Annotated in this window: 7 protein-coding genes; all 7 read left to right on the top strand. The window is 48.5% G+C overall.

All coding sequences use genetic code 11. The annotated features are described in order from the left end of the window. The 7 genes from AC23N5_RS03115 (at position 1) to AC23N5_RS03085 (ending at position 14631) form a co-directional block, all read left to right on the top strand. Positions 1–2778: a glycoside hydrolase family 95 protein gene (locus tag AC23N5_RS03115; protein WP_487754439.1), complete on the top strand. Its 2778-nt coding sequence runs from the start codon at positions 1–3 to the stop codon at positions 2776–2778. A 20-nt stretch (positions 2779–2798) separates the two neighbouring features. Then, positions 2799–3431, top strand: a complete 633-nt coding sequence (locus AC23N5_RS03110; RefSeq protein ID WP_487754438.1) for a DUF3826 domain-containing protein — start codon at positions 2799–2801, stop codon at positions 3429–3431. Positions 3432–3582: 151 nt separating this feature from the next. Next, positions 3583–6801: a SusC/RagA family TonB-linked outer membrane protein gene (locus AC23N5_RS03105; RefSeq protein WP_487754437.1), complete on the top strand. Its 3219-nt coding sequence runs from the start codon at positions 3583–3585 to the stop codon at positions 6799–6801. A 92-nt stretch (positions 6802–6893) separates the two neighbouring features. Next, entirely contained in the window at positions 6894–8657 is a 1764-nt protein-coding gene (locus AC23N5_RS03100) for a RagB/SusD family nutrient uptake outer membrane protein (RefSeq protein WP_487754436.1), read from the top strand. Between the two features lie 13 nt (positions 8658–8670). Further along, positions 8671–10398 carry a pectate lyase family protein gene (locus AC23N5_RS03095; protein ID WP_487754435.1) on the top strand — a complete coding sequence of 576 codons (1728 nt, stop codon included), beginning with the start codon at positions 8671–8673 and terminating at the stop codon, positions 10396–10398. Positions 10399–10552: 154 nt separating this feature from the next. Further along, complete coding sequence (locus AC23N5_RS03090; RefSeq protein ID WP_487754434.1) at positions 10553–13675, top strand: DUF6298 domain-containing protein; 3123 nt, start codon at positions 10553–10555, stop codon at positions 13673–13675. A gap of 53 nt (positions 13676–13728) precedes the next feature. Next, positions 13729–14631 (top strand): glycoside hydrolase family 43 protein, encoded by a 903-nt coding sequence (locus tag AC23N5_RS03085; RefSeq protein WP_487754433.1) that lies wholly within the window; start codon positions 13729–13731, stop codon positions 14629–14631. Positions 14632–14698: the final 67 nt, after the last annotated feature.

The following is a 14698-nucleotide window of genomic DNA, read 5'->3' as shown; positions in this document are numbered from 1 at the left end:
ATGAAAAAACTCCTTTTTCATATCCTTCTACTTCCTTTTTGGGGGTACGCACAGGACTACCAACTGTGGTACAATGCGCCTGCCGAAAAATGGACGGAAGCGTTGCCCATTGGCAACGGCAGAGTGGGGGCAATGGTGTTTGGAGGGGTAAAAAAAGACCGTATTCAGTTCAACGAAGAAACCCTCTGGACGGGCGAGCCACGTAACCCAAACCGACAAGATGCGGCGAAGTACCTGGCCGAAATCCGTCAGTTGTTGGCCGAAGGAAAGCAAAAAGCCGCCGAACAACTGGCCGAAACCCATTTTATGGGGCTAAAAACCCAAGAAGGCAACAGAAAACAATGGACGGCTGACATGCTGGCCTTGAAGGGCTTGGTGGGAAATCCTGCGTTGATGGACTTTGATGACTCCCGCTGGGAAACCATGCCTGTGCCTTCCTACGAAGGCTGGGAAGCCATTGGTTTTGAAGGGTTGGATGGAGCCGTTTGGTTTCGTACGACCGTTGACGTTCCTGCCAACTGGCAAGGGAAAAGCATAGTGCTGGACCTAAACCGCGTTCGTGATTATGACCTGACGTACGTCAATGGGCAATTGATTGGAACTACCAACAGCCTTGACCCTAGAAAATACCGCGTCCCTGCCAATTTATTGAAACCAGGCAGCAATGTAATTGCCATTCAGGTGATTAACTTTTTTGACAAAGGTGGAATTGCAGGTTATAAAGATACTTCGCGGCCCATCGGGTTGTATCCTGAAGGCGAACCGACTGCGTTGATTTCGTTGGTAAAACCGTGGAAATACAAAATTCAGGACGAAAATCCCCCTGCGACACCCAAATACCAGGCCGATTATCAGCCGTTTGGGGATTTGACGTTGACGTTTTCAGATTTGGGCGAAATCAGCGATTACCGCCGCGAGCTTCGTCTGTCGGACGCACTTTGTAAAACCAGCTTTCGCACCAACGGAACGCATTTTACCCGAACGTATTTTGTGAGTGAACCTCAGCAAGTCATGGTCGTTCGCTTAGAAGCTGACCGCAAAGCCAGTTTATCCCTCACGGCTGCGTTGAGCAGTCCGCACAAAGGCTACTTACTTCGCCGCGTGGACAAGCATACGTTGGCATTGTCAGTAAAAGTGAAAAACGGTGCGTTGAAAGGCGAAAGTTACCTGACAGTGCAGTTGCAAAATGGCACGCTTAAATGCACCGACCAAGGCATTGAAATTGAAAAAGCCGACCAAGTCACGTTTTACCTAGCAGCAGCGACGAACTACGTCAATTACCAAGATATTTCGGCCAATCCCGTAGCGTTGTGTCAACAAACGATGACGAAAATTGGCAAAAAAACGTACGAAGAAATACTAACAGCGCACATTAAAGAATACCAATCGTATTACCAAACGTTCTCGATTGATTTGGGTAAAAGCGCCGCCGAAAACCTACCAACTCAGCAACGACTTACGCAGTTTGGCCAAACCCCAGACCCCGCTTTGATGGCCTTATACGTACAATATGGCCGTTATTTGTTGATTTCTAGCTCACGCCCTAAGACCCGCCCCGCCAACTTGCAGGGGATTTGGAACGACTTATTAGCGCCGCCCTGGGGAAGTAAATATACCACCAACATCAACGCCGAAATGAACTATTGGGGAGCCGAAGTGCTCAACCTCTCGTCGTTGCACGAGCCGTTGTTGGAAATGATCAAAGAATTGTCGGTAGCAGGGCAAGAAACGGCTCGTAACTACTACAACGCGCGCGGCTGGGTGGTGCACCACAATACCGATATTTGGCGCAATACCACCCCCATCAACGCCTCCAATCACGGTATTTGGGTCACGGGGGCGGCGTGGCTTTGTCAGCACCTGTGGGAACACTACTTGTTTACCCAAGACCGTGAATTTTTGCAAAAAACCGCCTACCCGATGATGAAAGAAGCGTCGGCGTTTTTTGTGGATTTTTTGGTCAAAGACCCCAAAACAGGTTGGTTGATTAGTACACCTTCCAATTCACCCGAAAACGGCGGGCTGGTGGCAGGCCCAACGATGGACCATCAAATCATTCGCGGATTGCTTAAAAGCTGCATCGCGGCGTCGGAAGTACTAAAAACCGACGAGGCATGGCGTAAGACCTTGCAAACTACTTACGCCCAAATTGCCCCCAACCAAATTGGGAAATACGGACAGTTGCAAGAATGGCTCGAAGACAAAGACGATACCACCAACAAACACCGCCACGTATCGCACTTGTGGGGGCTACACCCAGGTAACGAAATCAATTGGGACGAAACACCTGAGGTGACCAAAGCCGCTCGCCAATCGCTGCTGTACCGTGGCGACGAAGGGACAGGCTGGAGTTTGGCGTGGAAAATCAACTTTTGGGCACGTTTTAAAGACGGTGAACACGCCCAAAAAATGGTCAAAATGCTGTTGCGCCCTGCTTCGGGAGCAGGCGGGTCGTACGCCAACTTGTTTGACGCCCACCCACCGTTTCAGATTGACGGCAATTTTGGTGGCTCGGCAGGCATCGTCGAGATGTTGCTACAAAGCCACACCAAGTACATTGACCTCCTCCCTGCATTGCCCCAAGACTTACCCAAAGGAAATATCCGAGGCATTAAAGCGCGTGGTGGTTTTGAACTAGATGTGAGTTGGGAACAAGGCAAACTCACCTACGTAAAAATCACGTCTATGGCGGGAAACCCTTGCACCCTTCGCTACGCTGGCAAAGTACGAGAGTTGGTTATCCAAAAAGGGCAAACAATTGAATTGAAAGAGTTTTGAATAAATATAACTAATTGAAAATGAAAAGATTGTTGTTTGTTTTCTGGGCTGTGACCACGACTGCATTGGGGCAAGCCAACGACAAAGAAATCGCGTATGAACAAGTAGTAATGCAGCGTGCCCAAAAGATAGTGGCGGCGTTGCAACTGCCTGATTCTGCTCAGTTCAAACGGGTAAGCCACCGCGTAGCCAAGCAATACCTCGATTTGAATACCCTTCACGAAGGCGTAAAGGCGGCTAAAAAAACATTGACCGACCCGTCGGAAGAAAAAACAAAACAGTTGGAGGCAGAAACGAACGCTCAACTGGGGCAATTGCACAAAAATTACTTGGCCGACCTCGCCAAAGAACTTACGCCCGCCCAAGTGGACCAAGTGAAAGACGGAATGACGTACGGGGTATTGCCCAAAACGTACCGTGGCTACCAAGAAATGCTGCCAGATTTGACCGAAACCCAAAAAGCCCAAATCCTAACGTGGCTCACCGAAGCCCGCGAGTTGGCCATGGATGCCGATACGTCGGAGAAAAAACATGCGTGGTTTGGCAAGTACAAAGGCAAAATCAACAACTACTTATCGGCCCAAGGAATTGACATGAAAAAGGCGGGTCAAGACTGGGAAAAACGAATCAAAGAAGCAAAAAACAAATCCTAATGCCCGTGCAAGCGGTTGCTCACAACCGCGCCTCTATGCACGTGATTGTTCACAACCACGCCTCTGTGTGAGCGGTTGCTCACAACCGCGCTTGAAAAATACCGATTATCAAACCTCAATTTAAGTTCACAACTAATCCAATTACTCTTCAATGAATCCTTTTTTACAAACCAAACTAACATGGGACAAAAGCCTCGCCAAGGCATGTCTCACGGCGGTAGTAGCTGTTTGTTTTATGGGAGTTTCCTACGCTGAAAAACACGGAGGAACTGCCCCAAAAACAACCGTGAAAACGGCCGCCATTACCGTAACAGGAAATGTAAAGGACGCTGCTGGGCAACCCATTCCAGGGGCCAACGTGATTATCAAAGGTTCAAAAGTAGGAACATTTACCAACGGCGAAGGGAATTTTAAAATTGATGTACCCAAAGGGAACGAAATCTTGGTGATTAGCTCAGTAGGGTATAAAGTGCGCGAAGTGGCCGTCAATGGCCAAACCAATATTAACTTAACCCTCGACGACGACGTGGCTTCCATCAGTGAGGTAGTCGTAGTCGGTTATGGGTCGCAGAAAAAAGTGAGCCTTACGGGAGCCGTTGCTGCCGTTGACATGAAAGCAATTCAAGAACTACCCGTCGGGAGTTTGTCGGCGGCGTTGCAAGGACAAATGCCAGGGGTAGGCGTTTCGGGAGGAATGGGCCGTCCAGGGGACAATGCCCAGCTGACGGTTCGGAATCCAATTATTTTATCTAAAGACGGTGGTACGCTACGCCCTTTGTTTGTGATTGACAACGTGGTACGAACCGAGGATGATTTTAACCTTTTGGACGTGTCGGAAGTGGAAGCCATTTCGGTCTTGAAAGATGCCGCAGCGGCTATTTACGGAGCGCGTTCTAACCAAGGGGTAGTGGTGGTAAGCACCAAACGCGGAAAAGCAGGTGCCCCGAAATTTAGCTACAGTGGTTCGGTAGGGGTATCGGATGCAGCGATGTTGCCCAAAATGATGAATGGGTATGAACATGCTACCTACATGAACGACCTTAATTTTGCTGGAGGAAAGACCGCTGCCGACCCATTGATTTATACCCAAGACGAACTCGACCATTTTAAACAAAACAACTACGATTGGTTAAAAATGGCGTGGAAGCCGTCGTCGGTGATGCGTCATGCGCTTAATGTGAGCGGAGGAAGTGAGCGGGCTACGTACTTTGCAGGGATTACTTACAATGCCCAAAATGCCAATTTCGACAAGATTAACGCCAACAAATGGACCTTCCGAGCAAGTGCAGATATTACCGTGGCAAAGGGTTTGAAGACGGGTTTGTCGTTGAGCGGTGATTTGTACGACAAACAAATGTATTACCTCAAACAAGGCGGTGAAAACCCCGAAAACGACATGAAGTCGTTGCTATATACACCGCAGTTTAATCCGCCGTATATCAATGGCCTGCCTGTGTTGTTATCAAATGCCAGCAACGTAAACACGGTTGACGCGTTTCACTTTTTTGAAGTACAAAATTCTGACAATTTTACTCGTACGCGCAACACGGGCTTGAACGTAACGGCTAATATTGACTACGAAATTCCGTTCATCAAAGGCTTGAAAGCCCGCGTATTGTTTGCCAAAACCCTTGATAATAGCTTCGGAAAGCAATACGGGACGAAGTACAACGTGTACGCGTTCAGCATGTTAGGTCAGAATAAGCACATTTACGGAGGCGATATTTTACGGACGGTTTCTATGAACAACGGCGACCGTGTACGCATCAACCCAAGTTACAATGACACGTACCAATTTAACGGCTATTTGAACTACGACCGCCAATTTGGGAAACATCATGTTTCGGGAATTGCCTTTTTTGAACAATCAGAAACCAACTACGACAACGTAGCCGCCATGGCCGAAGGTGTCATCATCGGCGGGCTGCCCAATATGCGTTATGCCACAGGTACTCAAACGGCTTCTGAAAGCCAATCAGAGTCAGGAAACTTGTCGTATGCAGGTCGTATCAATTATAATTATGGCAATAAATACTTGTTAGAAGTTGCGGCACGCTACGATGCTTCTACCAACTTTGCTCCCGAGTATCGTTGGGGCTTTTTCCCGTCGGTATCGGCAGGTTGGGTCATTTCGGACGAAAATTTCTTCAAAAACAACGTGTCTTTTGTGGACTTCCTGAAATTCCGTGGGTCGGTTGGATTCATGGGGGGAGATGCCACCAAAGCCTATAACTGGTTGACGAGTTATTCTATCCAAACGGGCAAAGGAGCCGTATTTGGCGGAAACAGCGACCGTCCGTTGATTATTTCTCCTAACAACGCCATGGCCAACCGTCAGGCACGTTGGGATAACAACACCAAGTACAACTTCGGGATTGATGCTCAATTCATGAAAAATCGCTTATCGTTGGGGTTAGATGCCTTTTATGACCATCGTTACAACATGCTTACGGCTCTTACGTCGTCGGTGCCGTTGCTCGTTGGGGCTACTCTTCCGTCGGAAAACTATGCGTCGGTCGATGGTTTTGGTTACGAAATTTCGTTGGGCTGGGCTGATAAAATTACCAACGACTGGACGTATAAAGTCAATGCGTTTTTGTCGTGGAGCGATAACAGACAGTTGATTGTGGATGTGGACAAAGGTAAAATTGGCACTTACGAAGACCCCATCGGAAAATCTACTGACATGGGCGTTCAAGGCTACCAGTATGCGGGTATGTTTCGTACGCAGCAAGACGTGGACAGTTGGTTGGAGAAAAACCCAGGTTACACCATTTTTGGGGCTGCTCCTAAGCCAGGAATGCTTTATTATCAGGACGTAAGAGGCCCCAAAGATGCAACAGGACAATACACTGCTCCCGACGGGAAAATTACGACGGATGATCAGTTGTTCTTAACCAAAAAAGCAAATAATCATTACGGATTGGGTTTCAACGTAAGCACTACCTACAAAAACCTGTCGGTATCGGTCGTAATGGGAGCGTCGTTTGGTGGACAAGGGGTAGTTGAATCAACGGCACGTGCGCAAGCGACCTTGACGGCCAATCGTCCGCAGTTTTGGACTGACCACTGGACGCCTGAAAACACCACAGCAACTTACCCAAGCCCTTACTATAAAGATACCTATCAGGTTCAATCCGATTTTTGGTTTGTCAATGCTTTTACCGCGGGTATGCGCAACTTCAACGTATCGTATGGATTACCTGCGAAGGCCGCAAAAAAATTGGGTATGAGCAACTTGAAGGTATATCTGGTGGCGGTGAATCCGTTCAATTTCTACAATCCATACAGCTACAAAGTGTACTCAGGAAGCTACGATGCATATCCAACGTTGCGCTCGTTCTCGTTGGGTGTCAACCTTGGCTTATAGTGAAAGTGCAGTGGTTGCGGCTGCTTACAACCGCGCCATAACCTGTTAGTAATGAACAAAAAAGGTGGTTCGCCACAAAACAAATGACAACAATGAAACGTAACTATTTTTCTATACTCAGCCTTTTGGGACTGCTTGGACTGGCAAGTTGCGAAAAGGTACTCGATAAAACCGATTTAGGTTCGGTCAACGGAAGCCTTATTTTTAAAGATTCGCTCCTTGCTCGCATGAACTTGGACTACATCTACGACCAGAACTTACCTGCTTCGTGGGGAGGCACGTGGGGAACGCGCCCCGATCTTTCGGATGAGTCGTCGGGTGAAAGCAAATTTTTTGAAGGCACGCTGTTGGTCAACGACGTAGCTGATTTTGGAACGGCGCTCAATGCAACAAACAACTACGGGAAAATTCGAGTAATCAATACCTTTATCAATGATGTAAATGGAGGAACCATTGCGCAGGCGACCAAAAATCGCCTCAATGCACAGGCGCAGTTCTTTCGGGCTTGGCGTTATTTTGACTTGGTTCGTTTGTATGGAGGTGTGCCTTTGGTCACAAAACCGCTTCAGGCTGTGGGAGTGGAAGCGCGTGATGCCGCGTTTTTGTCAAGAAATACGACCACCGAAACGTATAAGCAAATTGTCAGTGACTTAGATTCAGCTATTTTGTTTTTGCCAGGAAAGTGGGGCTCATCAGATTGGGGACGCATCACCAAAGGAGGGGCGGCCGCGCTCAAAGGACGCGCACTTTTGTATGCTGCCAGTCCACAATTCAACCCAACCGACGATGCGGCTAAATGGCAAGCTTCGTACGCGGCCAACAAACAAGCGTATGATTTGCTCGTGGCCAACGGATACGGTTTACACGCCTCGTTTGATCAATTGTGGTTTCAGGAAGCGAACAACCCAGAGGCGGTTTTCTTGACGGGGTTTAATACCTCAACGGGCGACCAAACCAAGAAAAACAACGGCTACGACAATTCGACGCGTCCATCGTACGCAGGAACAGCGGGAGGCTCCAACCAGCCTTCGTGGGAAATGGTCAAAGCGTTTCCGATGAAAGACGGGAAAAAAGTGGGTGAATCGACCAAATACACCTATTCTGACCAATTGTTCTACAAAAACCGTGATCCTCGTTTTGACAAAACCATCGCGTACAATGGTGCCAACTGGCCTTTAAATGGGAATACTTCTTATAAACTTTGGACGTATTTTGCTGGTGGTAAAACAGTAGAAACGAAAGCTTCAAACACTGGTTTTTACACGCGTAAAGCCATCAATCCCACCGTGGGCGTGAGCGATGTACAGTATTCGGGCACCGATTGGATTGAGATTCGTTTTGCGGAAGTATTGCTTAATTTGGCCGAAAGTGCCTGTGGAATTAATAGTCTCGAAGAGGCTTATACCCACCTCAAAGCCATCCGCAAAAGAGCGGGAATTGAAGCAGGAACCGACGGCTTATACGGCCTAAAAGCCAACATGACGCGTGCCGAGATGTTTGAAGCGATTTTGTTTGAGCGCCAGATTGAGTTTGCCTTTGAAGGAAAGCGTTTTTGGGACTTGCGTCGTTGGAAACTCATTGAGAAAACCCTCAACGGTAAAAGAAGAACAGGCGTGACCATCAACCTTAAAACAACGGGCGTGCCTGCCGATTTTGCTACCACGCGCGACAACGTTGATTTGGATGTGGCCTATACCAATTATTTCACCATTGTGACAAAACAATTGGATACTAAGTACGCAATCAATTGGAAACCAGAATATTATTTCTTTGCCATCCCGCAGTCGGCCATTGACAATAATCCTAAGATTATTCAAAACAATACGTGGGGCGGCGGCTTTGATCCTTTAAAGTAAAAAAAACAAATCTATGACAGAGACAGTAATCACACCAGACTTAGAATTATACAATACTGGTTTTCTGAAAAATTTGCGGCTATCTGCGCTTGAAAATCTGCGTTATCTGCGGGCTAAATTTTCATCATTTTTGGTGATAGCGGTGTTACTGGTAACAAAACAACCCGTTTTAGCCCAGTATCCGCAAGTACCCCAAGACATCCAAAAAGCCAGCGACGATATGCTCAAAGAAGCGATGCATCAGTCGAATATTGCTTGGCAAAAGGCGTTGCCCATCATTCAAAAAGAATCCCGTGAGGGAAAACCGTACATCCCGTGGGCGGCACGTCCCGTTGATTTGCCCCAAGCGTCGATTCCTGCCTTTCCAGGGGCGGAAGGTGGCGGCGCATTTTCGTTTGGCGGGCGAGGGGGTAAAGTGTATGTGGTGACGAGCCTCGAAGACAGTGGCCCAGGCACCCTCCGCGATGCTTGCGAACAGGGAGGTGCGCGAACGGTGGTCTTTAACGTAGCAGGTATTATCCGACTCAAATCACCGCTTATTATTCGGGCACCTTACATTACGATTGCAGGGCAGACAGCCCCAGGTGATGGGGTGTGCGTGGCGGGAGAGTCGGTTTGGATCAATACCCACGATGTCGTGATTCGGTACATGCGTTTTCGTCGGGGAGAAACCAACGTCGGTCGTCGCGATGATTCGATTGGCGGAAACCCCATCGGAAATATCATCATCGACCACGTGTCATCGAGCTGGGGCTTAGACGAAAACATGTCGATGTATCGCCACATGTACAACGACAGCACGGGAGCAACTGAACAAAAGTTACCTACGGTCAATATTACCATTCAAAATTCCATTTTTTCCGAAGCATTAGATACGTGGAACCATGCCTTTGGAAGCACGTTGGGGGGCGAAAACTGTACGTTTATGCGCAACCTTTGGGCCGACAACGCAGGGCGAAACCCGTCGATTGGCTGGTTTGGAGTTTTCAATTTTGTCAATAATGTAGTGTTCAACTGGGTACACCGCTCGGTGGACGGTGGCGATTACCGCGCCATGTACAACATTGTCAATAATTATTTCAAACCAGGCCCGCTGACGCCGAAAGATTCACCTATTGGGTATCGTATTTTGAAACCTGAATCAGGGAGAAGTAAGCTGGGGTACTTGACCTTTGGACGTGCTTATGTGGATGGCAACGTGGTGGAAGGAAACGATGTGGTGACCAAAGACAACTGGAACGGTGGTGTACAAGTCGAAAATTTCAAAAATGCCGACAAGTACATGCCCGACATCAAAGTAAACAAGCCACTTCCGATGCCAGAAATGACGATTTTGTCCACCCCAAAAGCCCACGACTACGTGTTGGCTAATGCAGGAGCAACATTGCCGAAGCGCGACCCCGTAGATACACGCATTGTGGAGCAAGTTCGTACGGGAAAAATTACGTATTTAGAAGGCGTCAAACTGCCCGAAACACAGTTTAAGCACCGTCGCTTGCCGATTGATTCGTACAAGCAAGGAATTATTACCGATATTTCTCAAGTAGGTGGGTATCCTGAATACAAAGGAACGCCTTACGTGGATACCGACAGCGACGGAATGCCCGATACGTGGGAAACCAAAAACGGGCTAAATCCTCGTGACCCTTCGGATGCGCGTTTGGATAAAAACAAAGACGGTTACACCAACATCGAAGACTACCTCAACAGCGTCGTTTCGGTGAAACAAGTGAAGCCATAGTCTTTTTACCACAAAGAAGGGCACGATGAGCACAAAGAGATTTTCCTTAGTGTTCTTTGTGCTATTCTTTGAGTCCATTGTGGTTTAAAATAAATCGTGGTGAGGGTTGCTTACAACCCAATCGAATACATAAACGAATAAGTCAATATCCGTTTTGAGAATATTTTTACATAAACTATTGTTCCTGACGGCGGTAATGGGGGCAGAGCTTCAGGCTCAAACTCCCAAACCCGTCAAAAAACAACCCCCTGTTTTTCAAAACGAACAGGGCAAAATGCTTTATACCCCCGATTCACTCGGCAACCGCCTTCCTGACTTTTCGTACTGTGGGTATCGGGCGGGAGCCGAGTCCATTCCCGACGTGCCGATTCGGGTAGTAGTGAATGCGCAAAAAGGCGACGCCACTAACCGCATTCAGGCAGCGATTGAGTACGTAGCCACCTTACCCTTGGATAAAAATGGATTCAGAGGAACGGTTTTGTTGGGAAAAGGAACGTTTGAAGTGGCGGGTCAACTGAGCCTGAAAGCCTCAGGAGTTGTGCTGCGCGGAAGTGGCATGACCGAAAACGGAACCACCATCATAGGTGCAGGTACGTCGCGGGAGCATTTGGTTAATGTCATTGGTGGACAAAATGTACTATCAAAGAGCCGTTTACGAATCACAAACCCGTACGTACCCGTCAATGCGATGACATTGGCCGTGGAAGATGCGTCGGGGCTAAAAGTGGGAGATGCTGTACAAGTACACCGCCCTTCGACCAAAGAATGGATTCAAACCCTTGGGACGGAGCATTTTGGCGGAGGTGTGACGGCGCTGGGCTGGAAAGCAGGACAACGAGACAGCTATTGGGATCGAACGATTACGGCCATTTCGGGCAATGAATTGGCGCTTGATGCCCCCTTGACGATTGCATTGGATGCCGCCTACGGAGGCGGAAGCGTACGAGTTTATCAACAACAAAACACGATTACTAACGTAGGAGTTGAAAATCTGAGATTGGTATCGGCTTACGATGTTTCTAACCCCAAAGACGAAGACCACCGTTGGGTAGGGATTTCGCTAGACAATGTCCAAGACGCTTGGGTCCGTCAAGTGACATTCAAACACTTTGCAGGAGCGGCTGTGAGCGTTTTGGCCGCTGCTCGTCGCGTTACCGTCGAGGATTGTCGAGCGTTGGAGCCTATTTCAGAAATTGGCGGAGAGCGTCGTTATACTTTTTTTACGCAAGGACAACAAGGGCTTTTTCAGCGTTTGTATGCCGAAAACGGCTACCACGATTTTGCAGTGGGATATTGCGCGGCAGGTCCCAACGCCTTTGTGCAATGCGAATCGCATGAGCCGCATAGTTTCAGCGGGACGATTGACAGTTGGGCGTCTGGGGTATTGTTTGACATTGTGAATAGTGATGGAAATGCCCTTAGTTTTGGAAACCGTGGACAAGACGGTCAAGGGGCAGGCTGGACGGCGGCCAACAGCGTGTTTTGGCAATGCACAGCGGCCAAAGTGGATTGTCCAAAGCCACCTACGGCCCAAAATTGGGCGTTTGGTACGTGGGCGCAGTTTGCAGGAAATGGGCATTGGGAAATGTCCAACGAACACATTCGCCCCCGAAGCCTGTATTATGCACAATTGGCTGACCGCCTGGGCGAATCGACAAAGGCGCGGATGATTTTAATGCCCGTAGAGTCCGAAGCGTCGAGTAGCCCCAAAGTAGAGGTAGCAATGGCGCTGACAAAATTGGCGCAGCAACCCGTTTTGACGTTGAACGAATTTATTCAAAAAGCCCCCGAAAGACAGCCCATTCCAACCCAAGCAACGGCAAAAACCATTGAACAACTTGGTTTACCAACGGCACAAAAACCATCGAATGTTTCTGCATTGACCCTTCAAAATGGTTGGTTGGTGCGCGGGAATACCGTTCAAACGGGCAAGCGGCAGGATGTGCCTTGGTGGAATGGAAGCGCGCGTCCGCATGGGTTGGAAAATGCCAAACTTCATTTAACCCGCTTTGTGCCTCGGATGACGGGACGCGGCCTGACCGATGACCTGAACGAGGTGAGTGACTGGATGAAAGCCAATAATGTGTTGGCGATTGACCACAATTATGGCCTTTGGTACGACCGCCGCCGCGATGACCACGAGCGCATTCGACGGATGGACGGCGAGGTTTGGACGCCTTTTTATGAGTTGCCTTTTGCGCGAAGTGGCAAAGAAACCGCTTGGGACGGACTCAGCAAATACGATTTGACCCGTTACAATCGGTGGTATTGGAGCCGCCTCCAGCAGTTTGCCCAATTGGCCGACCAAAAGGGGCTGGTACTGATTCACCAAAACTATTTCCAACACAACATCATCGAAGCGGGAGCGCATTATGCTGATTTTCCGTGGCGTCCTGCCAATAACCTCAACCAAACAGGCTTTCCCGAGCCCGTACCGTACGCAGGCGACAAACGGATTTTTATGGCCGAACAGTTTTATGACGTGTCGCACCCCGTTCGTCGGCAGTTGCACCGAGCTTATATTCGCCAATGCCTTGATAATTTTTCGGAACAAACGGGGGTCATTCAGTTGATTAGTGCCGAATATACGGGGCCGTTGTCGTTTGTGCAGTTCTGGCTGGATGCTATTAGAGAGTGGGAAAAAGAGAAAAAGAAGAATGTGTGGGTCGGCCTCAGTACCACCAAAGACGTTCAAGACGCGATTTTGGCCGATGCTTCACGCGCTGCTGCGGTCGATATAATAGATATTCGGTACTGGCACTACCAAGCCAATGGCACGGCTTATGCACCCGCTGGAGGGCAAAACTTAGCGCCCCGACAGCACGCCCGATTGCTCAGTCCCAAACGAAGTTCGTTTGACCAAGTGTATCGGGCCGTGAGCGAATACCGCCGACAGTTTCCCGACAAAGCCGTAATGTATTCAGGTGATGGATATGACGCGTTCGGTTGGGCCGTATTGTTGGCGGGTGGCTCGATGGCAACTATCCCCACGGTGGCCGATGGGCAATTTTTGAAAGACCTACCCACCATGAAGCCGTTGGTATCTTCTCCGCAGCAATGGGTATTGGGGAATGCCAACGTTGGATTTGTCATTTATACCGAATCTTCCGAAGCATCGCTTGATTTAACGCAAGTTTCCCATTCCTACACCGTACGGTTTATTTCCCCAAAAACGGGAGAAATCACGACTTCGGCAGAACAAGTAAAGGGTGGAACGGTAGTGACGGTGAAGAACCTAACGGGAACGGCTTCGGTCATTTGGTTGCAAAAAAGATAAGCCATTCCAAGGTTTCAAACCTTGGAATGGTTCAAAACAGATAACATTCTCCAATGAAACGACTTTTATCCCTTTTGCTCATTACCTATTTATGCTGCTCGTGTGGCAAAGACGTGTGGCTATTTACGTCTTTCCACGAGCCTGCCAACGAGGGCTTACGAATGCTGTACAGCTACGACGGTCGCCACTGGAACGACCTCAATAAAACCTTGTTAAAACCCGAAATCGGTACGCAAAAAGTAATGCGTGACCCTTCAATGGTGCGTGGGAAAGACGGAACGTACCATTTGGTATGGACAACGAGTTGGAAGGGAGACAAAGGGTTTGGGTATGCCAGTTCCAAAGACCTGATTCATTGGTCGGAGCAACGACTCTTGCCCGTGATGGCACACGAACCAACTACCGTCAACGTGTGGGCACCCGAACTGTTTTATGACGACGAAGCCGACCGATTTATCATTATTTGGTCTTCCACGATTCCGTTTCGTTTTCCTCGCGGCATCGAAGACGAAGACAACAATCACCGCATGTATTACACGACGACCAAAGATTTTAAGACATTTACCCCCACCCAACTTTTCTTTGACCCAGGCTTTAGTGTGATTGATGCAGTGATTGTCAAGCGTCAAAAAAACGATTATGTGTTGGTACTAAAAGACAATACCCGCCCCGAACGAAACCTAAAAGTAGCTTTTGGTAAAACTCCGTTAGGACCTTTTGAAAACGTATCGGTGCCATTTAGCAAAAAATTTACGGAAGGCCCTTCGGTCGTGAAAACGGGTGATGAGTGGCTGATTTATTTTGACACCTATCAAGATAAACGCTATGACGCCGTTCGGACTCAAGATTTTAAAACCTTTAGCGACGCCAATGCGGATATTTCAGTGCCGCAGGGCCACAAGCACGGGACTATTTTTAAGGCCAAAAAGAAAGTACTGAAAGGCTTACTGGAGTGAGTAGGTCAGGGCTGAAGCCCTTTTGCTGAGTAGCTAAGGCCGATCCACGCCCTAAAGGACGTGGTTT

This window comes from Runella sp. R5_40 (assembly GCF_057652295.1).
This window is presented reverse-complemented; position numbering and strand designations above follow the sequence as displayed.